The sequence below is a fragment of the Streptomyces sp. NPDC002671 genome (genome assembly GCF_053592475.1).
Genome location: NZ_JBSFVU010000013.1, coordinates 175,713 through 197,201, shown reverse-complemented (window position 1 = coordinate 197,201; position 21,489 = coordinate 175,713). Strand labels below are relative to the sequence as shown.

Here is a 21,489-nt window from a genome sequence, read left to right as displayed (position 1 = left end):
CCGAAGAGGCCCGTACGACCGAAGTCGTACGGGCCTCTCCTCAGGTCAGATACCTCAGGTCGGAGACCTCAGGTCAGATGACCCTCAAGCAAGCGGAACTTACTTGACGATCTTGACGACCTGGCCGGCGCCCACGGTGCGGCCACCCTCACGGATGGCGAACTTCAGGCCCTCTTCCATGGCGATGGGCTGGATGAGCTGCACCGACATCTCGGTGTTGTCACCCGGCATGACCATCTCGGTGCCCTCGGGGAGGGTCACAACACCGGTCACGTCAGTCGTACGGAAGTAGAACTGCGGACGGTAGTTGTTGAAGAACGGCGTGTGGCGGCCACCCTCGTCCTTGGACAGGATGTAGGCCTGCGCCTCGAACTCGGTGTGCGGGGTGACCGAGCCCGGCTTGATGATGACCTGGCCGCGCTCGACGTCCTCGCGCTTGATGCCGCGGAGCAGCAGACCGACGTTCTCACCGGCCTGGCCCTCGTCGAGCAGCTTGCGGAACATCTCGATGCCGGTGACCGTGGTGGTGGTCTTCTCCGGCTTGATGCCGATGATGTCGACGGTCTCGTTGACCTTGAGCATACCGCGCTCGATACGACCGGTGACGACGGTGCCACGACCGGTGATCGTGAAGACGTCCTCGATCGGCATCAGGAACGGCTTGTCGACCTCGCGCTCCGGCTGCGGGATGGCCTCGTCGACGGCGTTCATCAGGTTGAGGACGGAGTCCACCCACTCCTTCTCGCCCTCAAGGGCCTTCAGAGCGGAGACCTTGACGACCGGAACGTCGTCGCCCGGGAACTCGTACTCGGAGAGGAGCTCACGGACCTCGAGCTCGACGAGCTCCAGGATCTCCTCGTCGTCCACCATGTCGGCCTTGTTCAGGGCGACGACGATGTACGGAACGCCGACCTGGCGGGCCAGGAGCACGTGCTCCTTGGTCTGCGGCATCGGGCCGTCGGTGGCGGCGACCACGAGGATCGCGCCGTCCATCTGCGCGGCACCGGTGATCATGTTCTTGATGTAGTCCGCGTGACCCGGGCAGTCGACGTGGGCGTAGTGACGCGCCTCGGTCTGGTACTCGACGTGCGCGATGGAGATGGTGATACCACGCTGACGCTCTTCGGGCGCCTTGTCGATGTTGTCGAACGGGGTGGCCTCGTTCAGGTCCGGGTACGCGTCGTGCAGCACCTTGGTAATGGCGGCCGTGAGGGTCGTCTTACCGTGGTCGATGTGACCGATGGTGCCGATGTTGACGTGCGGCTTAGTCCGCTCGAACTTCGCCTTCGCCACTGGGGTCCTCCTGTGGAGTGGTTCTGTACGCCTTACTTCATCGGCGCCAGGTGATCTTTGCTGTTAAAGCCCGGAACCCGGGGCAAACATCCGTGTTTGCGGTTGTTTGCCCCACGAGGCTCCGGAGTCAAGCCTAAAGCGTGTGAACGCGGTGCGTTACTCGCCCTTGGCCTTCGCGATGATCTCCTCGGCGACGTTCCGCGGAACCTCGGCGTAGGAGTCGAACTGCATCGAGTAGCTTGCGCGACCCGACGTCTTGCTGCGGAGGTCGCCGACGTAGCCGAACATCTCCGACAGGGGCACGAGGCCCTTGACGACGCGGGCACCGGCCCGCTCCTCCATGGCCTGGATCTGGCCACGGCGGGAGTTGATGTCGCCGATGACCTCACCCATGTAGTCCTCGGGCGTGGTGACCTCAACGGCCATCATCGGCTCGAGCAGCACGGGGCTGGCCTTGCGCGCGGCCTCCTTGAAGGCCTGCGAACCGGCGATCTTGAAGGCGAGCTCGGAGGAGTCGACCTCGTGGTAGCCACCGTCGATGAGGATGACGCGGACACCGGTCATCTCGTAGCCGGCGAGGATGCCGAACTGCATGGCTTCCTGCGCACCGGCGTCGACCGAAGGGATGTACTCCTTCGGGATACGACCACCGGTGACCTTGTTCACGAACTCGTACGAGGCGTCGCCGCCCTCGATCGGCTCGATCGCGATCTGCACCTTGGCGAACTGACCGGTACCACCGGTCTGCTTCTTGTGGGTGTAGTCGACGCGCTCGACGGCCTTGCGGATCGTCTCGCGGTAGGCCACCTGCGGCTTGCCGACGTTGGCCTCGACCTTGAACTCACGGCGCATACGGTCGACCAGCACCTCGAGGTGCAGCTCGCCCATACCACCGATGATGGTCTGGCCGGTCTCCTCGTCCGAGTGGACCTGGAAGGACGGGTCCTCCTCGGCCAGGCGCTGGATCGCGATGCCCAGCTTCTCCTGGTCGCCCTTCGACTTGGGCTCGATGGCGACCTGGATGACCGGCGCCGGGAAGTCCATGGACTCCAGGATGACCGGGGCCTTGTCGTCGCACAGCGTCTCACCGGTCGTGGTCTGCTTCAGACCCATCACGGCGACGATGTCGCCGGCGCCCACCGACTCGATCTCCTCACGCTTGTTCGCGTGCATACGGTAGATCTTGCCGATGCGCTCCTTGCGGCCCTTGACGGAGTTCAGCACGGCCGTGCCGGACTCCAGGCGGCCCGAGTAAACCCGGACGAAGGTGAGCTTGCCGAGGTGCGGGTCGCTCATGATCTTGAACGCCAGCGCGGACAGCGGCTCGTCGTCGGACGGCTTGCGCTTGACGACCGTCTCCGGGTCCTTGACGTCGTGGCCCTCGATGGCCTCGATGTCAACCGGGGAAGGCAGGTAGCGCACGACCGCGTCGAGCAGGGGCTGGACGCCCTTGTTCTTGAACGCGGTGCCACAGAACACCGGGGTGACCGTGGTGCCCTTGCTCTTGCCGGACGCGATGGTGATACGACGGATCGCGGCGTACAGCTGCTCCACGGAAGGCTCTTCGCCCTCCAGGTACAGCTCCATGATCTCTTCGTCGTTCTCGGCGACGGCCTCGATCAGCTTGCCGCGGTACTCCTCGGCAGCCTCGGTGTGCGTGGCCGGGATGTCGACGACGTCGTACATCTCGCCCTTGGTGGCCTCGGCGGACCACACGAACGCCCTCATCGTGACCAGGTCGACGACGCCCTTGAAGTCGGCCTCGGCACCGATCGGCAGCTGCATGACGATCGGCTGAGCGCCCAGGCGGTCAGAGATCATGTCGACGCAGCGGTGGAACTCGGCACCGGTCCGGTCGAGCTTGTTGACGAAGCAGATACGCGGAACGCCGTAGCGGTCCGCCTGACGCCACACCGTCTCGGACTGGGGCTCAACACCGGCGACGCCGTCGAACACCGTCACGGCACCGTCGAGCACGCGCAGGGAGCGCTCCACCTCGACGGTGAAGTCGACGTGGCCCGGGGTGTCGATGATGTTGATGGTGTGGTCGACGTCTTCCAGCGGCCAGTGGCAGGTGGTGGCAGCAGAGGTGATCGTGATGCCACGCTCCTGCTCCTGCTCCATCCAGTCCATGGTGGCAGCGCCGTCGTGGACCTCACCGATCTTGTAAGACACACCGGTGTAGAACAGGATCCGCTCGGTGGTGGTCGTCTTGCCCGCGTCGATGTGGGCCATGATCCCAATGTTGCGGACCTTGGCCAGGTCAAGTGAAGTGGTAGCCATAAGGCTTCAGTCTTCTCTCGGTCTCGATGTGGGTAGCGACTACCAGCGGTAGTGCGCGAAGGCCTTGTTGGACTCGGCCATCTTGTGCGTGTCCTCGCGCTTCTTGACGGCCGCACCGAGGCCGTTCGAAGCGTCGAGAAGCTCGTTGAGCAGACGCTCGGTCATGGTCTTCTCGCGACGGGCGCGGGAGTAACCGACCAGCCAGCGCAGCGCGAGCGTGTTGGCGCGACCGGGCTTGACCTCGATCGGAACCTGGTACGTCGCACCACCGACACGGCGGGACTTGACCTCGAGGGTCGGCTTGATGTTCTCCAGCGCGCGCTTCAGCGTGATGACCGGGTCGTTGCTGGTCTTCTCGCGCAGGCCCTCCATGGCGCCGTACACGATGCGCTCGGCGGTGGAGCGCTTGCCGTTCAGCAGCACCTTGTTGATGAGGGAGGTGACCAGAGGAGAACCGTAGACCGGGTCGATGATGACCGGGCGCTTCGGGGCGGGGCCCTTACGAGGCATTCTTACTTCTCCTTCTTGGCGCCGTAGCGGCTGCGGGCCTGCTTGCGGTTCTTGACACCCTGGGTGTCGAGCGAACCGCGGATGATCTTGTAGCGAACACCGGGCAGGTCCTTCACACGGCCGCCGCGCACGAGCACGATGGAGTGCTCCTGCAGGTTGTGTCCCTCACCCGGAATGTAAGCGGTGACCTCGATCCCGCTGGTCAGACGCACACGCGCGACCTTACGCAGGGCCGAGTTCGGCTTCTTCGGGGTGGTCGTGAACACACGCGTGCAGACGCCACGACGCTGAGGGGAACCCTCGAGTGCGGGCGTCTTGTTCTTCTCGACCTTGTCCTGCCGGCCCTTCCGGACCAGCTGCTGGATCGTAGGCACTACTTCTCCGGTTTCTGTGTGCCGAACGTAAAGCTAACCTGGAACTTCGCCGACCCACGCGGTCGGGTGTGTCGAATCCCGCAGACCTTCGCCGCAAGGCGAAAAGGGCGCAGATTACGGTGGCCAGTCGCGGCTCGCCATGCGGTTTGAAGGCACGCACGAGAGCCAGGGCACACCCCAGGCACAAGGTCTGAGCGTACCTACCTCACCGAGTTCGGTCAAAACAAATGGAGCGCGGCCCGACACGCCGGACTTCTCCCCTGCTCACCTGCATTACGCCTCCCGCCCCGGGGACCGCCCGTACGGTCGGAACGCTCGGCAAAGCACCAGGTCGGGGGCGTGCCCGCGGGGCGCGGGGGGACCATGGCCGGATCCCAGCGTTTCACAACCGGCGGTCTTGCGCATTCAGTACGTTGATCCGCCCGCGGGAGGGCACGGAGATCGGGGTGCGCATGACAGCGACAGGAACGGTGCCGTACGCGGCCGACGACGGTGGGCTGGACGACCGGGTTCCGTTCCTGGCCCGGCTGGAGACCGAGGACCGCGCGGCGCTTCTGTCACTCGGCCGTGAGCTGACCTTCACTCCCCGGATGGTCCTGATCCACCAGCATGAGCCCTCCTCCCACGTCCTCTTCCTGGTGCACGGCTGGACCAAGGTCACCGCCTCCGCGGCCAACGGCTACGAAGCACTGCTCGCGCTGCGCGGCCCCGGTGACGTCGTGGGCGAGTCGGCGGCCCTCACCGGGCGACCCCGCTCGGCGACGGTGACCGCGCTGGAGCCGGTGCGGGCGGTGGCCGTCGAGCACGAGCGGTTCAGGGACCTGCTGGGCGGCTCCCCCGCCGTCTCCTTCGCCCTGCTGGGTCTGACCGCGGACCGCACCCGGGCGGCCGACCGGCGCCGGCTGGAGTTCGCCTCCCTGAGCGTCCGGGAGCGCTTCGCCGTCCTGCTCCTCGACCTCGCCCGCACCCACGGCCGCCGCACCCCCGAGGGCATCGAGCTGTCCGTCCCGCTGAGCAAACAGGAACTGGCGGGCTCCGTGGGCGCCTCCCGCGAGATGGTGCAGCGCCTCCTGAAGGAACTGCGCGACAAGGAGGCGGTCGTCACGGGCCGCCGCACGCTGCTGATCCGGCGGCCGGACATCCTGCGCAGGATCGCGTCGAGCGGGCGGGAGCAGTGGAAGGCTGACGGTCCGATGGAAGGCTGACGGTCGCCGCACCATGCGGCGCCCCCACCCCCGCCGCCCCGTGCACCGCTCTGTGTACACGGTCACACTCCGAGTGGGTCATCCGTCCTCACCGCCCAAGGCCCCGCAGGGCCACGCTGCTGCCCGGCACTGCGGACCCATCGGAAGGCGACCATGAGCGACCCCGTGAGCCGGACCATCCTGTTGCTGGACATCGAGCGGTACAGCGACCGGGACGACGTGGAGCAGGCGTATCTGCGCCGCATGCTCTACGACATCACCGACCGCACCCTGGAGCGCGCCGGCATCGACGAGACCCGGCGGCTGCGGGCCGACCGCGGTGACTCCGTGATGGAACTGATCGACGCCGGCGCCCCCGTCACGGCACTGCTGCGGGCCCTGCTCACGGAGGTGCCGGCACAGCTGCGGGCGGTCAACCGCATGGCGTCCCGCTCGGCGCAGATCCGGCTGCGCGGCGTCGTCGCCACCGGTTACGTCGCCGTCGACGAGCAGGGCGGCTGGGTCGGCTCCGACCTCAACCACGCCTGCCGGCTGCTCGACGCCCGCCTGCTGCGCGAGGCCCTGCGGGAGCGGGCCGACGACTTCGCGCTGTGCGTGTCCGAGGCCCTGTACGGCGGCGTCGTCCGCCACGACCACGTCGGCATCCCGGCCGCCGACTTTCACCCGGTGACCCTGGAGAGCAAGAACGGTCCCTTGACGGCATGGCTGCACGGGCCGGTGCCCGGCGGCCAGGCCGGGGGCACCCATGAGAACCACCGTGGCACGGGGGAAGGGGAGGTGCCGGGCGGTCTGGGGGACCGCCCGGCACCGGCCGCACCCCCGAGCGCCGACCGCCCCGAGGGCAGCCCGGCACCGGGCGGATCACCGGGAGCCCAGGCGTCAGGCTCTGTGATCACCATCCACGGCGGCACGTTCAGCGGTGGTGTGATCGGTGGTGACCAGCACGGTGGCATCAGCGGCGGGCACTTCTCCGGCGACGTGAGCTTCGGTGACCGCGGGCGGGGTGAGCGCTCATGAGTACGCCCGAGGCGGAGGCGCCCGTACAGCCCGCCGGTCCCGGGCCGGAGCAGCCGCCGGCCGACGCGCAGAGCGCGGAGGACACCGGACACGGCGAGGACGGCGCCGCCGAGGAACGGGACCAGCCGCAGAACGCCTGGTCGGCCCGGCGCGACCTGGTCGACCACAGCCCGCGGACCATGAACGTCGGTGCCCGGGCCCGCTTCAGCGGCGGCCTTCTCGGCGGCGACCAGCACGGCGGCATCAGCGGCGGGCACTTCTCCGGCGACGTCTTCCTGGGCAGCAAGACGGAGATCTACCAGCTCGCCGTCCCGGGCCTCGGTGGGGCCGCTGCCGCCTCCGGCGAGGTCCCGCACACCACCCTGGAGCGGCTGGCCGGTCACTTCGTCGCCGACGAGGACCTCATGGCCCGCCTGCTGGACCGGCTGAGCCGCGACCGGGTGCTCGTCCTGTCCGGCGGACGGTTCACCGGGCGCCGTACGGCCGCCCTGATGCTCCTGCACCGGCTCGGCGCCCTCCCGGTCCGCACCCTGGACCGCGACACCGGCCCGAGCGCCCTCGCCGAGCAGGTGACCGGCGAGAACCAGGCCCGCGGGCACGTCCTGTGCGACCTGTCCACCCGCCGCGACAGCCCGCTGCGCGAACCCCATCTGCTGGCCGCCCGCGACCGCCTCGCCGAACAGGACGCCTATCTGGTCGTCACCGTCGGCCCCACCGCCGTACTGGAGGACGTGGCCGTAGAGGAGTGGCGGCCACCGGCGGCGGCCCGGGTGCTGGCCGCGCACCTGCGCACCGGCACCGACGAAGAGACCGCCGACCGGCTGCTCCAACTCCCGGCCGTGACCGAATTCCTGAGCCGCGGCCACCAGCTGCGCGAGGTCGCGGCGTTCGCGCGGCTGCTCGGCCGGTACGCCGCCGGGGAGGCCGACGAGGACACCCTCGCGCGGTTCTCGCTGGTGTCCCTGGAGAACCAGGTCCAGGAGTGGTTCGAGGAGGACGAGGCCACCCTCCACCTGCGGGACAAGGCGTTCCTCGTCGCCCTCGCCGCCTTCGACGGCGGCCCCTACGCCCTCACCGCCGAACTCAGCGACCTGCTCTACCGCTTCCTCCAGGAGACCGAGAACCCGGCCCGCGTCCCCGAGGTGCCCGTCTTCGGCACACACGTCGGCAAGCGGCTCCAACTGGCTCGCGCCCACACCTACTTGGAGGACGAGCACACCGAGTGGGGCCCCGTCACCCAGCAGAAGGCCGCGTTCCGCGACGAGCGGGCCTCCCTCGTTCTGCTGCGCGAGGTGTGGACGGGCCATCCGTCCGCCCGGCCCGCCCTGATCGGCTGGCTGCGCGGGCTCGCCGAGGACGGCCGCCCCCTGGTCCGCACCCGGGCCGCCGCCACCGTCGCCGTCCTCGCCCGCACCGACCTGCCGTCCGCGATGGCGCTCGTCATCGAGCCGTGGGCGACCTCGAACCGGTTCCGGCAGCGGCTCGTCGCCGTCAACGCGCTCACCCTCGCCCACCTCGTCGACACGCCCAACATCCCGCGCATCCTCGACACCTGGTGCACGGGCGAGGACCGGAAGCTGCGCTGGGCGGCGGTGCGGGCGTACGGACTGATCGGGCCGGAGCGTCCGGAACAGGCCCTGGCCGCGCTCCGCGCTGCCGTACGCCGCCTGTACGAGGAGGCGCCCGACGACACCGGCGGCGAGCTGGCGGCTGAACTCGCCCAGGCCGTGGAACTGCTGCTGCTCTCCTCCGCGAGCGACCCGGTCCTCGCCGAGCTGCGCGCGCACCTGGACGACGACCGGGCGGTGAGCGACCTCGCGCTCGGCGGTTTCGTCGCCGCCTGCACGCGCACCGAGGACGACGAGCGGTACGGCACCCCGCTCGTCCTCGGCTGGTACGCCCGTGCCGTCGGCGAGAGCGGCCCGGCCGCCCAGGGCATCCCGTTCCTGTGGCGGGCCGCGCTCGGCGATCCGCGCACCACCCGGCACGCGCTCGACGCGCTGCGCGACTGGGTGCTGATCGCCGCCCGGTCCACGGCCGCCGAATGGGCGCTGGCCGCGCTGCTGCCCACGCTCGTCACCACGCCCGCCGAGCACCAGCGGCTGAGCCATCTGCTGCGGACCATGTCCGGCGAGGACGGCGCTCCCCCGCCGCCGGTCGCGGCCCGCCTGCTGACCACGCTTCCCACCCGCTGACCCGTACGGCACGCCCGTACGTCGTTCGCACGTCGTTCGCACGTCGTCCCAAGGAGACCCACGCACGATGTCCCGCTTCTACCGCCAGCCCGAGTGGCAGCAACCGGCGGACCGGCACACGCAGCTGATCGACCCGGTCCTCACCGTCCGGCAGCTGTCACGCTTCGACTTCAACCTCAAGTGGTTCCTCCGCATCGACCACGCGCTCGTCTTCTCCACCCCGGACGGCACCTACGAGCCGTACCTGCCGCCGCGGCGCCCCACGCGTCCGGAGGTCGTGGCCAGGCGGTACACCGCCGTGTACGAGGTGGACATGGGCGTGCACCCGTACACCGCCGACCTCACCCTGCCCAGCAACAACGACGCGTTCGAGTTCACGGCCCAGATAGAGCTGGCCTGGCAGGTCCTCGACCCGGCCCGGTTCGTGGCCGGCGGGCACCGGGACGTGCCGGGGATGCTGATCGGTGAACTCCAGCAGGCGGCCCGGCCGGTGACCCGCCGCTTCGCCATCGCCGACAGCGCGGCGGCCGAGCGGGAACTGCTGCAGGCCGTCACCGTGCTGGGGCCGCTCGGCGCGCCCGCGGGGCTCCAGGTCACCTGGACGCTGCGGCTCAAGCGCGACCAGGCGAACATCGAGCACCAGCAGCGGCTGCAGGCCATCGAGCACTCCGCCGCCGAGCAGGTGCACGCGGCCCAGCGGGGCATGGAGGTCGACGTCGAGGTGGACCGCCGGCTGCGGCAGCAGGACTCCCTGCAGGTCGACCGGGCGCTGGCGTACGGCACCCAACAGCACGAACTGCTCCTGCGACAGCAGCAGTGGCAGCACGCGCAGGCCATGCTGCGGGGGCAGCAGGACCTGGAACTGCAGCAGCTCGAGGCGCAGAAGACCGAGTTCTACCAGTGGCACCTCCAGCAGGGCGGCGTGCACGCCTGGGCGCTCCACCTCGCCCAGCATCCGGAGGACTCCCAGCTCGTCATGACCAGCATGCGCGAGGACCAACTCCGGATGATCCAGGCGCAGATGGATCTGGTGAAGCAGCTGCTGAGCGGCGACACGGCGGAGAACTACGAACTGGAGGGCCCCAAGCAACTGGCCCTGCGCACCGTCAGCGACATACTCAACCAACGCCTCCCGGGCGTCCCCTCGACCCCACCCCAACTCCCCACCCCACCCGGCCCGGCCTATCCGACGGCGCCTCAACCGACGCCCCCGGCAGAGCCCTTGCCCACCGGACCCGATCAGAACGGCGCCGGCGACGCGTACGGAGGCGGCACCGCGTACGCCCACCCGCCGATGCCCGCGAGCGCGCCGACGCCGCCGCCTCCCGCCGCCCCGCCGGGACTCGCGCTCCCCGGCTGGCAGGCACCGCTCCCGCCGACCGCCCCGCCAACGGTCCCGCCGCCCCCGTCCTGGCAGCCCCCGCCGGGCTACGGCACCACGCCAACCCTGCCCGACCAGCACGCCGGCCCGGCGGCACCCTCCGAACCCACCGGCAAGAAGGCCGAAGACGGCGGCGCGGCCGACGGTGACCAGGGGAACGCCCCATGACGGCCATCGGCCCGGCGCCCGCACCCCTCAACGCCGGTCCCCCTGCCGCCCCCGACACACGCGCCCAGCTCTGCGAGCAGCTCCTCCGTGAGTTGCGCGGCGAGATCGCGCGGGCCGACAGCAAGGCCGCCGTACTGGTTGCCGCGCTCGGTCTGAGCGCGGGGGTCATCAGCGGGCTGCTCGCCGGGCGGGACTGGAGTCCGGCCGAGCTGTCCGGGACCGGCACGGTGCTGTGGTGGGCGGGGACCGCCTCGCTGGCGTTCTCGCTGTTCGCGCTGCTGCTCGCCGTACTCCCCCGCTACCGCCCGGGGACCTGGTCCCCGGGCCAGCCGCTGTCGTACTTCGGCGACATCCACCAGGCCGTCCGGCAGGGGCACCTGGAGGCCGCGCTCACCGATACGGAGACCCACCGTACGGCCGGTCTGATCAGGGCCCTGGGCGAGACGAGCCGGATCGCCGCGCGCAAGCACCAGTGGATCCGCGCCGGCCTCGTCGCCTTCTGCACCGGCACGGTCCTGCTGCCCGCGTCCCTGTTCCTCGGCTGACCACACCCGCTCATGAAGGAACGAACCACCGATGACCCATCCCGCCCACCCTCAGCAGCCACCCCAATACCCGCAACAGCCGCCTCAGTACCCCGAGCAACCTCCGCAGTACCCCGGACAGCCGCCGCAGTACCCCCAGCAATCCCCGCACCATCCCCAGCAGCCGCCGCAGTACCCCCAGCAGCCTCCCGCCTACCCGCAGTCCCCCCAGCCCCCGACCGCACCGCCGTACCCGCACAGCGGCACGGTCCCGCCCCCGTACCCGTACCCGCAGCCGCCGCAGGCACCGGCGCCGCCGCCCACCGCGCCCCTCTCCCCCGACGACCCGGCGCACCCCCACCACATCAGCACCGGCGCCCGTCGCGTGCACATCTCCAAGGACCAGCGCCGCACCGACGCCACCGCCGTCGGCAACCTGCTCCTCCACCTGCCGAACTTCCTGTGCAGCCTCTTCGTCGTCGGCCTGGTCTCCGCCTTCTTCGGCGCCCTCGGCTTCGTGGTGGTCCTGGCCTGGCTCGCCAGCGGCGCACTCGTCTTCTACCGGCCGGCCGAACGCGCCCTCGCGCGCCATCTGCTCCGTCTGCGCTACCCCACGCCGCCAGAACTCGCCAAACTCGAACCGGTGTGGCGCGAGGTCACCGCCCGGGCGGGCATCGAGGGCCGCAACTACGAGCTGTGGGTCGAGGACAGCGACGGCCTGAACGCCGTCGCCGCGGCCGGACACATCGTCGGCGTCACCAGCTTCGCCATGAACCAGCTCCCCAACGGCGAGCTGGCCGCCGTCATGGCCCACGAGCTGGGCCACCACGTCGGCGGTCACGCCTGGTCCGGACTGCTCGGCTACTGGTACGCGCTCCCCGGCCGGATCGCCTGGCGGGTCCTGAGGAGCGTCGCCGGCGTCGCGTACAGGGTCTCGCGTGCCTTCGGCTGCTTCGGCATCGGCTTCGTCGTCCTGGCCGTCGGCGGGCTCGCCCTGGCGACCGTCAGCTCGCTCTACGGCCTGCCCCTGCTGGTCCTGGGCGTGCCGTACGCGCTCGCCGCCGTCGGCCGCCGCGCCGAGCTGCGCGCCGACGAGCACGCGGCGGCGCTCGGTTTCGCGCCGATGCTCGCTGCCGTACTCCACAAACTGCACCAGCAGGAGCAGTACCAGCAGGCCGCGCTCACCGCTCAGAACGGCGGGGTGCCCGTCCCGGAGAGCGCCCTGACGAAGCTGCTCTCCTCCCACCCTGACTACTACACCCGGCTGCACCACCTGCAGCCGTACCTCCCGCCGCAGCAGCCGCACTGAGCCGTGCGGACATGCCGAAGGGCGGCCACCCCCAACGGGAGTGGCCGCCCTTCATGCAGCTCGCTTACTGGTTGTACGGACCGTAGTCGTAGTCCTCCAGCGGAACGGCCTGGCCGGAGCCCGTGCCGAACGGCGAGTAGTCGATGTCGTCGTAGCCGACGGCCGAGTACATCGCGGCCTTGGCCTCCTCGGTCGGCTCGACCCGGATGTTGCGGTAGCGGGACAGGCCCGTACCGGCCGGGATGAGCTTACCGATGATGACGTTCTCCTTGAGGCCGATGAGGCTGTCGGACTTGGCGTTGATCGCCGCATCCGTCAGGACTCGGGTCGTCTCCTGGAAGGAGGCGGCCGACAGCCAGGACTCCGTCGCCAGCGAGGCCTTGGTGATACCCATCAGCTGCGGACGACCGGAGGCGGGGTGACCGCCCTCCTGGACCACACGACGGTTCTCGGTCTCGAACTTCGAGCGCTCGACCAGCTCGCCGGGCAGCAGCTCGGCGTCGCCGGACTCGATGATCGTCACGCGGCGGAGCATCTGCCGGATGATGATCTCGATGTGCTTGTCGTGGATCGACACACCCTGCGAGTTGTAGACCTTCTGGACCTCGCCGACCAGGTGGACCTGAACGGCACGCTGACCCAGGATGCGCAGCACGTCGTGCGGGTTGGTGGCACCCACGGTGAGCTGCTGGCCCACCTCGACGTGGTCGCCCTCGCGGACCAGGACCTTGGCACGCTTCGAGATCGGGAACGCCGTCTCGTCGCTGCCGTCGTCCGGGGTGACGACGATCTTCTTGGTCTTCTCGGTCTCCTCGATCCGGATGCGGCCGTTGGCCTCGGAGATCGGGGCGACACCCTTCGGCGTACGGGCTTCGAAAAGCTCGACGACACGGGGCAGACCCTGGGTGATGTCGTCACCGGCCACACCACCGGTGTGGAAGGTACGCATCGTCAGCTGGGTACCGGGCTCACCGATGGACTGGGCGGCGATGATGCCGACCGCCTCACCGATGTCGACCAGCTTGCCGGTGGCCAGCGAACGGCCGTAGCACATCGCGCAGGTACCGACGGCGGACTCGCAGGTCAGGACCGAGCGGGTCTTGACCTCCTCGATGCCGCGGGCCACGAGCTCCTCGATGAGGACGTCGCCCAGGTCGGTGCCGGCCGGGGCCAGCACCTGGCCGTCGACCACGATGTCCTCGGCGAGGCAGCGCGCGTACACGGACGTCTCGACGTTGCCCGTCTTGCGCAGGACACCGTCCTCGCGCTCGGCGATCGCCAGCTTGAGGCCACGCTCGGTGCCGCAGTCCTCCTCGCGGATGATGACGTCCTGGGAGACGTCGACCAGACGACGGGTGAGGTAACCCGAGTCGGCGGTACGCAGAGCGGTGTCCGCCAGACCCTTACGGGCACCGTGCGTGGAGATGAAGTACTCCAGCACGGACAGGCCCTCACGGAAGGACGCCTTGATCGGACGCGGGATGGTCTCGTTCTTCGCGTTCGACACCAGACCACGCATACCGGCGATCTGCCGCATCTGCATCATGTTTCCTCGGGCACCCGAGTCAACCATCATGAAGATGGGGTTCGTCTTGGGGAAGTTCTCGTTCATCGCCTCGGCAACCTCGTTGGTCGCCTTGGTCCAGATCGCGATGAGCTCCTGAGTGCGCTCTTCCTTGGTGATCAGACCGCGCTCGTACTGCTTCTGGACCTTCTCGTCCTGCGCCTCGTAGCCGCGGACGATCTCCTTCTTCGCCTCGGGAACGACGACGTCGGAGATGGCCACGGTGACACCGGAACGGGTCGCCCAGTAGAAGCCGGACGCCTTCAGGTTGTCGAGCGTCGCCGCCACGATGACCTTGGGGTAGCGCTCGGCCAGGTCGTTGACGATCTCGGAGAGCTGCTTCTTGCCCACCGAGTAGTCGACGAACGGGTAGTCCTCGGGCAGCAGCTCGTTGAAGAGCGCGCGGCCCAGGGTCGTGCGCAGGCGGAACGAGTCACCCTGCTGCCACTCGGGCTCGCCCTCCTCGCGCGCCGGCGGCATCCAGCCGCGCGGCGGGATGGTGCCCACCGGGAAGCGGATGTCGATCGACGACTGCAGCGCGAGCTCGCCGGCGTCGAACGCCATGATCGCCTCGGCCGTGGAGCCGAACGCGCGGCCCTCGCCCTTGGTGTCACGCAGCTCGCCGTCGGTGGTGAGGAAGAACAGACCGAGGACCATGTCCTGGGTCGGCATCGTCACCGGACGGCCGTCGGCCGGCTTGAGGATGTTGTTCGAGGACAGCATCAGGATGCGGGCCTCGGCCTGCGCCTCCGCGGACAGCGGCAGGTGCACGGCCATCTGGTCACCGTCGAAGTCCGCGTTGAACGCGGTGCAGACGAGCGGGTGGATCTGGATGGCCTTGCCCTCGACCAGCTGCGGCTCGAAGGCCTGGATGCCGAGGCGGTGCAGGGTGGGCGCACGGTTCAGCAGCACCGGGTGCTCGGCGATGACCTCTTCGAGGACGTCGTACACCACGGTGCGACCGCGCTCGACCATGCGCTTGGCCGACTTGATGTTCTGCGCGTGGTTCAGGTCGACCAGGCGCTTCATCACGAACGGCTTGAACAGCTCCAGCGCCATCGCCTTCGGCAGACCGCACTGGTGAAGCTTCAGCTGCGGGCCGACGACGATCACGGAACGCGCGGAGTAGTCCACACGCTTACCGAGCAGGTTCTGACGGAATCGACCCTGCTTACCCTTCAGCATGTCGCTGAGGGACTTCAGCGGGCGGTTGCCGGGGCCCGTGACCGGGCGACCACGACGGCCGTTGTCGAAGAGCGCGTCGACGGCCTCCTGGAGCATGCGCTTCTCGTTGTTCACGATGATCTCGGGCGCACCGAGGTCGAGAAGGCGCTTCAGGCGGTTGTTGCGGTTGATCACACGGCGGTACAGGTCGTTCAGGTCGGAGGTCGCGAAGCGGCCACCGTCCAGCTGCACCATCGGACGCAGGTCCGGCGGGATGACCGGGACGCAGTCCAGGACCATGCCCTTGGGGCTGTTGGACGTCTGCAGGAACGCGGAGACGACCTTCAGGCGCTTGAGGGCGCGGGTCTTCTTCTGGCCCTTGCCGGTGCGGATGATCTCGCGGAGCCTCTCGGCCTCCTCCTCGAGGTCGAAGGACTCCAGGCGCTTCTGCAGCGCCGCGGCACCCATCGAGCCGTCGAAGTACGTGCCGAAGCGGTCACGCAGCTCGCGGTAGAGCAGCTCGTCGCCCTCCAGGTCCTGGACCTTGAGGTTCTTGAAGCGGTTCCACACCTCGTCGAGGCGGTCGATCTCGCGCTGCGCACGGTCGCGCAGCTGCTTCATCTCGCGCTCGGCACCCTCGCGCACCTTGCGGCGCACGTCGGCCTTGGCACCCTCGGCCTCGAGCTCGGCCAGGTCGGTCTCGAGCTTCTTGGCGCGGGCCTCAAGGTCGGCGTCGCGACGGTTCTCGATCTGCTGGCGCTCCACGGAGACGTGCGCCTCCAGGGAGGGCAGGTCGCGCGTGCGGCGCTCCTCGTCGACGTACGTGATCATGTACGCCGCGAAGTAGATGACCTTCTCCAGGTCCTTCGGGGCGAGGTCGAGCAGGTAGCCCAGCCGCGACGGAACACCCTTGAAGTACCAGATGTGCGTGACGGGAGCGGCCAGCTCGATGTGGCCCATCCGCTCACGACGAACCTTCGCGCGCGTGACCTCGACGCCACAGCGCTCGCAGATGATGCCCTTGAAGCGGACGCGCTTGTACTTACCGCAGTAGCACTCCCAGTCCCGGGTCGGACCGAAGATCTTCTCGCAGAAGAGTCCGTCCTTTTCGGGCTTGAGGGTGCGGTAGTTGATGGTCTCGGGCTTCTTGACCTCGCCGTGGCTCCACTGACGGATGTCGTCAGCGGTGGCCAGGCCGATCCGGAGCTCGTCGAAGAAGTTGACGTCGAGCACTATGCGTCAATCCCTCTCAGGGTCGTAAGTCTGTGGTCTGAAACGGGGGCCTGGGGGTCGGCGGGGCCCTTTAAGGGTGAGGGCCCCGCCGGACTCCCGTCAGACCTCTTCGACGCTGCTCGGCTCGCGCCGGGACAGGTCGATGCCGAGCTCCTCCGCAGCGCGGAAGACATCCTCGTCGGTGTCACGCATCTCGATGGACATACCGTCGCTGGACAGCACCTCCACGTTCAGGCAGAGCGACTGCATCTCCTTGATGAGCACCTTGAAGGACTCGGGGATGCCGGGCTCGGGGATGTTCTCGCCCTTGACGATGGCCTCGTAGACCTTCACGCGGCCGGTGACGTCGTCGGACTTGATGGTCAGCAGCTCCTGGAGGGCGTACGCGGCGCCGTAGGCCTCGAGGGCCCACACCTCCATCTCACCGAAGCGCTGGCCACCGAACTGCGCCTTACCACCCAGCGGCTGCTGGGTGATCATCGAGTACGGACCGGTCGAACGGGCGTGCAGCTTGTCGTCGACCAGGTGGTGCAGCTTCAGGATGTACATGTAGCCGACCGAGATCGGGTCCGGGAACGGCTCACCGCTACGGCCGTCGAACAGCCGCGCCTTACCGGTCGGGAGCACCATGCGCTCGCCGTCGCGGTTCGGGATGGTGTGCTGCAGCAGACCCGCCAGCTCGTCCTCACGGGCACCGTCGAACACCGGGGTGGCGACGTTGGTGCCGGGGGCGACCTGGTCGGCGCCGATGGCCTGCAGGCGCTGCGCCCACTCGTCCGCGAGGCCGGAGACGTCCCAGCCGCGGCTGGCGAGCCAGCCGAGGTGGATCTCCAGGACCTGTCCCGGGTTCATTCGGGACGGGACACCCAGCGGGTTGAGGATGATGTCGACCGGAGTTCCGTCCTCGAGGAACGGCATGTCCTCGATGGGCAGGATCTTCGAGATGACACCCTTGTTGCCGTGACGGCCGGCCAGCTTGTCACCGTCGGTGATCTTGCGCTTCTGCGCGACGTAGACGCGGACCAGCTGGTTCACGCCCGGCGGCAGCTCGTCGCCCTCCTCGCGGTCGAAGACGCGCACGCCGATGACCTTGCCGGTCTCACCGTGCGGCACCTTCAGCGAGGTGTCACGGACCTCACGGGCCTTCTCACCGAAGATCGCGCGGAGCAGGCGCTCCTCGGGGGTCAGCTCGGTCTCACCCTTCGGGGTCACCTTGCCGACGAGGATGTCGCCGGCGATGACCTCGGCACCGATACGGATGATGCCGCGCTCGTCGAGGTCCGCGAGGACCTCCTCGGAGACGTTCGGGATGTCCCGGGTGATCTCCTCGGGGCCGAGCTTGGTGTCACGGGCGTCGACCTCGTGCTCCTCGATGTGGATCGAGGAGAGGACGTCGTCCTGCACGAGGCGCTGCGACAGGATGATCGCGTCCTCGTAGTTGTGACCCTCCCACGGCATGAACGCCACGAGCAGGTTCTTGCCGAGGGCCATCTCACCGTTCTCGGTGGCCGGACCGTCGGCGAGGACCTGGCCCTCGATGATCCGGTCGCCCTCGTTGACGACGACCTTCTGGTTCACCGAGGTGCCCTGGTTGGACCGGGCGAACTTGTGCAGGCGGTACGTGATGTACGTGCCGTCGTCGTTGGCGGTGGTGATGTAGTCCGCGGAGACCTCCTGGACCACACCCGCCTTCTCGGCCTTGACCACGTCGCCGGCGTCGACGGCGGAGCGGTACTCCATGCCGGTGCCGACGAGCGGGGCCTCCGACTTAATCAGCGGAACGGCCTGGCGCATCATGTTCGCGCCCATGAGGGCACGGTTGGCGTCGTCGTGCTCGAGGAACGGGATCATGGCCGTCGCGACCGACACCATCTGGCGCGGCGAGACGTCCATGTAGTCGACGTCCTCGGGGCTGACGTAGTCGACCTCACCGCCACGGCGGCGGACCAGGACACGCGCCTCGGCGAACCGGAGGTCGTCGTTCAGCGTGGCGTTGGCCTGCGCGATGACGAAGCGGTCCTCCTCGTCGGCGGTCAGGTAGTCGACCTCGTCGGTGACCTGGCCGTCGTTCACCTTGCGGTACGGGGTCTCGACGAAACCGAACGCGTTGACCCGGCCGTAGGAGGCGAGCGAGCCGATCAGACCGATGTTCGGGCCTTCAGGGGTCTCGATCGGGCACATGCGGCCGTAGTGCGAGGGGTGCACGTCACGGACCTCGAAGCCGGCCCGCTCACGGGACAGACCACCGGGGCCGAGCGCCGAGAGACGACGCTTGTGCGTAAGACCGGACAGCGGGTTGTTCTGGTCCATGAACTGGGACAGCTGGCTGGTGCCGAAGAACTCCTTGATGGAGGCGACGACCGGCCGGATGTTGATCAGGGTCTGCGGCGTGATCGCCTCGACGTCCTGAGTGGTCATGCGCTCGCGCACGACACGCTCCATACGGGCGAGACCCGTACGGACCTGGTTCTGGATCAGCTCGCCGACGCTGCGCAGACGACGGTTGCCGAAGTGGTCGATGTCGTCCGTCTCGACAACGATCGTGCCGCCGTTGTCACCGGTGGTCTCGGTCTCGCCGGCGTGCAGCTGCACCAGGTACTTGATCGTCGAGATGATGTCCTCGACGGTCAGGATGCCCGCGTCGAGCGGAGCGTCCGCACCCAGCTTCTTGTTGACCTTGTAGCGGCCGACCTTGGCGAGGTCGTAGCGCTTCGGGTTGAAGTACAGGTTCTCCAGCAGCGTCTGCGCGGCCTCACGCGTGGGGGGCTCGCCCGGACGCAGCTTGCGGTAGATGTCGAGCAGCGCGTCGTCCTGGCCCTGGGTGTGGTCCTTCTCCAGGGTGGCGCGCATCGACTCGTAGTCGCCGAACTCCTCGAGGATCTGCTCGGTCGTCCAGCCGAGAGCCTTGAGCAGCACGGTGACCGACTGCTTGCGCTTGCGGTCGATACGGACACCGACCATGTCGCGCTTGTCGATCTCCATCTCCAGCCAGGCACCCCGGGACGGGATGATCTTGGCGGAGAAGATGTCCTTGTCGGACGTCTTGTCGATGCTGGAGTCGAAGTAGACACCAGGGGAACGGACCAGCTGAGACACCACGACACGCTCGGTGCCGTTGATGACGAAGGTGCCCTTGTTCGTCATGAGCGGGAAGTCGCCCATGAAGACCGTCTGGGACTTGATCTCGCCGGTCTCGTTGTTGGTGAACTCAGCCGTGACGAAGAGCGGGGCAGCGTACGTGAAGTCGCGCTCCTTGCACTCGTCGATGGAGTTCTTCGGCGGCTCGAAGCGGTGGTCCCGGAACGTCAGGGACATCGACCCGGAGAAGTCCTCGATCGGGGAGATCTCCTCGAAGATCTCCTCCAGACCGGACTTGGTGGGGACGTCCTGACCGTTCTCAAGAGCCTCCTCGACCCGACTCTGCCAGGCGGTGTTGCCGAGCAGCCAGTCGAAGCTCTCGGTCTGCAGCGCGAGCAGGTTCGGAACCTCGAGGGGCTCCTTGATCTTTGCAAAGGAGATGCGCAGCGGGGCGGTGCTGGCGCCGTTGTTCGTATTCGCGTTCGAGGCAGTGCGCGAGGCGGCCAAGAGGGGGTCCTTCCGAGGGCTCGGACTCACTACGCGCGTACCGGTCCCTCTCCCATACACAGAGACAGAAACCCCAGGTCAGGGGAGCTTTTGTCATCGGTGCTCGAGTGAGGGCAGACCCCTGGTGACGGGCAGGGGACAGCTAACAGGCAGCGCAAAGGGTCAGTGTAGCCACTTGGCACACTGATGTCCAGTGCGGGTTTTGCGAGACCCTCGTTGTTCTCAACGCCTTCGGCCTGCCTGCCCTCAACGCACGTTGATACTGCCCTCTTCGTCGTCGATCCATGCCTCGGATTCGGATCCTTGTGACGACGCGTCCTGAGAATTGCGCGCTGCGTGCGGTTCGTCAAGGCCCCCCAGCCCGAACGGGGCCGTCCGGAGACACAACGAAGATCACCATACCCCTCGCCGACCCGAGTGCAAGGTAACCGTGGTCAGGCCTCCGAACATGCCGAAGAGCGACCACCCGGATGGATGATCGCTCTTCGGTGCGTCCGCGTTACAGCCCTACGGGGCTGTAGTCAGCGTGCAGTGAGGTTCGAGGAACCCCGGAAGGTCTTACTTGACCTCGACGGAGGCGCCGGCACCCTTGAGGGCCTCGGCGGCCTTGTCGGCGGCTTCCTTGTTGACCTTCTCGAGAACCGGCTTCGGGGTGCCGTCGACCAGGTCCTTGGCCTCCTTCAGGCCCAGGGAGGTGAGCTCGCGCACGACCTTGATGACCTGGATCTTCTTCTCGCCGGCGCCGGTGAGGATGACGTCGAACTCGTCCTTCTCCTCCTCGGCCTCGGCGGCCGGGGCGCCCGGGCCGGCCATCATGACCGGAGCGGCGGCGGCGGCGGTGACGTCGAACTTCTCCTCGAACGCCTTCACGAACTCGGAGAGCTGGATGAGGGTCATCGACTCGAACTCGGCGAGCAGTTCGTCCTGGGTGAGAGCCATGATGGCTTTCCTTCCACTAAATCGGCTGGTGCCGGATGTACATGACTGGCGGGCGTACGTTGGCCCGCTACGACCGCTGCCTCAGGCGGCGGTCATGATGCGAGCCGAATTACTCGGCACCGCCCTGCTCGGCCTGCTTGGCGCGAAGCGCGTCCACGGTGCGGACGAGCTTCGACGGGAGCGCCTGGAAGAGCGAGGCAGCCTGGGACTGCTTGCCCTTCATGGCGCCCGCCAGCTTGGCGAGCAGAACCTCGCGGGACTCGAGGTCCGCAAGCTTCTTGATCTCATCGGCGGTCAGCGCCTTACCTTCAAGGACACCGCCCTTGATGATGAGATTCGGGTTTTCCTTGGCGAAGTCACGGAGACCCTTCGCCGACTCCACCGGGTCACCGGTGACGAAGGCAACAGCCGTCGGGCCAGCGAAAAGCTCGCCCGGCAGCGTGATCCCGGCCTCGTCGGCCGCAATCTTGGTCAGCGTGTTCTTCACCACGGCGTACTGGGCGTTCTCACCGAGCGACCGGCGCAGCGTCTTGAGCTGCGCCACGGTGAGACCGCGGTACTCGGTCAGCACGGCGGCATTGGAGCTGCGGAACTTGTCCGTCAGCTCCGCAACCGCGGCAGCCTTGTCGGGCCTCGCCATAGAGCCTCGGCCTCCTTCCGGGTGATTCGGACCGCGCGGACCCGAAGGAGGACTGGGGAAAACGAAACGCCCCGGCGCAGGCGCACGGGGCGGACTCGACCGGCT

At 68.3% G+C, this 21,489-nt stretch carries 14 protein-coding genes; 6 read left to right on the top strand and 8 right to left on the bottom strand.

Going from position 1 to position 21,489, the window contains the following annotated elements; genetic code table 11:
- Window positions 1-99: 99 nt before the first annotated feature.
- The 4 genes from tuf to rpsL all read right to left on the bottom strand — a co-directional run bounded on the left by tuf (window position 100) and on the right by rpsL (window position 4,460).
- Window positions 100-1,293 carry an elongation factor Tu gene (gene tuf / locus ACWD35_RS21905; protein WP_451352963.1) on the bottom strand — a complete coding sequence of 398 codons (1,194 nt, stop codon included), beginning with the start codon at window positions 1,291-1,293 and terminating at the stop codon, window positions 100-102.
- Window positions 1,294-1,449: 156 nt separating this feature from the next.
- A complete protein-coding gene (gene fusA / locus ACWD35_RS21900; RefSeq protein WP_451352962.1) occupies window positions 1,450-3,576 on the bottom strand; it encodes an elongation factor G in 2,127 nt (708 codons plus the stop codon).
- Window positions 3,577-3,615: 39 nt separating this feature from the next.
- Window positions 3,616-4,086, bottom strand: coding sequence for a 30S ribosomal protein S7 (gene rpsG, locus ACWD35_RS21895; RefSeq protein WP_005481264.1), 471 nt, complete (start codon window positions 4,084-4,086; stop codon window positions 3,616-3,618).
- A 2-nt stretch (window positions 4,087-4,088) separates the two neighbouring features.
- A complete protein-coding gene (gene rpsL / locus ACWD35_RS21890) occupies window positions 4,089-4,460 on the bottom strand; it encodes a 30S ribosomal protein S12 (protein ID WP_003948652.1) in 372 nt (123 codons plus the stop codon).
- A gap of 452 nt (window positions 4,461-4,912) precedes the next feature.
- Between rpsL and ACWD35_RS21885 the strand changes: the two genes are divergently transcribed.
- From ACWD35_RS21885 to ACWD35_RS21860, 6 genes are all read left to right on the top strand, one after another.
- A complete protein-coding gene (locus ACWD35_RS21885; RefSeq protein WP_451352961.1) occupies window positions 4,913-5,665 on the top strand; it encodes a Crp/Fnr family transcriptional regulator in 753 nt (250 codons plus the stop codon).
- A 153-nt stretch (window positions 5,666-5,818) separates the two neighbouring features.
- The gene (locus ACWD35_RS21880) at window positions 5,819-6,682 is read left to right on the top strand and encodes a hypothetical protein (RefSeq protein ID WP_451352960.1); all 864 of its coding nucleotides are present in this window, start codon (window positions 5,819-5,821) and stop codon (window positions 6,680-6,682) included.
- The gene (locus ACWD35_RS21875) at window positions 6,679-8,877 is read left to right on the top strand and encodes a hypothetical protein (RefSeq protein WP_451352959.1); all 2,199 of its coding nucleotides are present in this window, start codon (window positions 6,679-6,681) and stop codon (window positions 8,875-8,877) included. Before ACWD35_RS21880 ends, ACWD35_RS21875 begins: the two co-directional genes overlap by 4 nt.
- 67 nt (window positions 8,878-8,944) lie before the next feature.
- Window positions 8,945-10,426, top strand: a complete 1,482-nt coding sequence (locus ACWD35_RS21870) for a hypothetical protein (protein WP_451352958.1) — start codon at window positions 8,945-8,947, stop codon at window positions 10,424-10,426.
- Window positions 10,423-10,971 (top strand): Pycsar system effector family protein, encoded by a 549-nt coding sequence (locus ACWD35_RS21865; RefSeq protein ID WP_451352957.1) that lies wholly within the window; start codon window positions 10,423-10,425, stop codon window positions 10,969-10,971. Before ACWD35_RS21870 ends, ACWD35_RS21865 begins: the two co-directional genes overlap by 4 nt.
- Window positions 10,972-11,002: 31 nt before the next feature.
- On the top strand, window positions 11,003-12,259 hold the full coding sequence (locus ACWD35_RS21860) for a M48 family metalloprotease (protein ID WP_451352956.1): 1,257 nt from the start codon (window positions 11,003-11,005) through the stop codon (window positions 12,257-12,259).
- A 64-nt stretch (window positions 12,260-12,323) separates the two neighbouring features.
- On the opposite strand, the gene ACWD35_RS21855 is transcribed toward ACWD35_RS21860, so the two are convergent.
- The 4 genes from ACWD35_RS21855 to rplJ all read right to left on the bottom strand — a co-directional run bounded on the left by ACWD35_RS21855 (window position 12,324) and on the right by rplJ (window position 21,384).
- A complete protein-coding gene (locus tag ACWD35_RS21855) occupies window positions 12,324-16,220 on the bottom strand; it encodes a DNA-directed RNA polymerase subunit beta' (protein ID WP_451352955.1) in 3,897 nt (1,298 codons plus the stop codon).
- 99 nt (window positions 16,221-16,319) lie between these two features.
- The gene (gene rpoB / locus ACWD35_RS21850) at window positions 16,320-19,805 is read right to left on the bottom strand and encodes a DNA-directed RNA polymerase subunit beta (RefSeq protein ID WP_451352954.1); all 3,486 of its coding nucleotides are present in this window, start codon (window positions 19,803-19,805) and stop codon (window positions 16,320-16,322) included.
- A gap of 558 nt (window positions 19,806-20,363) precedes the next feature.
- Window positions 20,364-20,744, bottom strand: a complete 381-nt coding sequence (gene rplL / locus ACWD35_RS21845; protein ID WP_451352953.1) for a 50S ribosomal protein L7/L12 — start codon at window positions 20,742-20,744, stop codon at window positions 20,364-20,366.
- A 109-nt stretch (window positions 20,745-20,853) separates the two neighbouring features.
- Window positions 20,854-21,384, bottom strand: a complete 531-nt coding sequence (rplJ, locus tag ACWD35_RS21840) for a 50S ribosomal protein L10 (RefSeq protein WP_451352952.1) — start codon at window positions 21,382-21,384, stop codon at window positions 20,854-20,856.
- Window positions 21,385-21,489 lie beyond the last annotated feature (105 nt).

Coding starts and splice junctions, on each gene's coding strand:
- ACWD35_RS21880 (WP_451352960.1), top strand. CDS start 5,819: ATGAGCGACCCCGTGAGCCGGACCATCCTGTTGCTGGACATCGAGCGG.
- rplL (WP_451352953.1), bottom strand. CDS start 20,744: ATGGCTCTCACCCAGGACGAACTGCTCGCCGAGTTCGAGTCGATGACC.
- rplJ (WP_451352952.1), bottom strand. CDS start 21,384: ATGGCGAGGCCCGACAAGGCTGCCGCGGTTGCGGAGCTGACGGACAAG.
- ACWD35_RS21860 (WP_451352956.1), top strand. CDS start 11,003: ATGACCCATCCCGCCCACCCTCAGCAGCCACCCCAATACCCGCAACAG.
- rpsG (WP_005481264.1), bottom strand. CDS start 4,086: ATGCCTCGTAAGGGCCCCGCCCCGAAGCGCCCGGTCATCATCGACCCG.
- fusA (WP_451352962.1), bottom strand. CDS start 3,576: ATGGCTACCACTTCACTTGACCTGGCCAAGGTCCGCAACATTGGGATC.
- ACWD35_RS21885 (WP_451352961.1), top strand. CDS start 4,913: ATGACAGCGACAGGAACGGTGCCGTACGCGGCCGACGACGGTGGGCTG.
- ACWD35_RS21870 (WP_451352958.1), top strand. CDS start 8,945: ATGTCCCGCTTCTACCGCCAGCCCGAGTGGCAGCAACCGGCGGACCGG.
- ACWD35_RS21865 (WP_451352957.1), top strand. CDS start 10,423: ATGACGGCCATCGGCCCGGCGCCCGCACCCCTCAACGCCGGTCCCCCT.
- ACWD35_RS21875 (WP_451352959.1), top strand. CDS start 6,679: ATGAGTACGCCCGAGGCGGAGGCGCCCGTACAGCCCGCCGGTCCCGGG.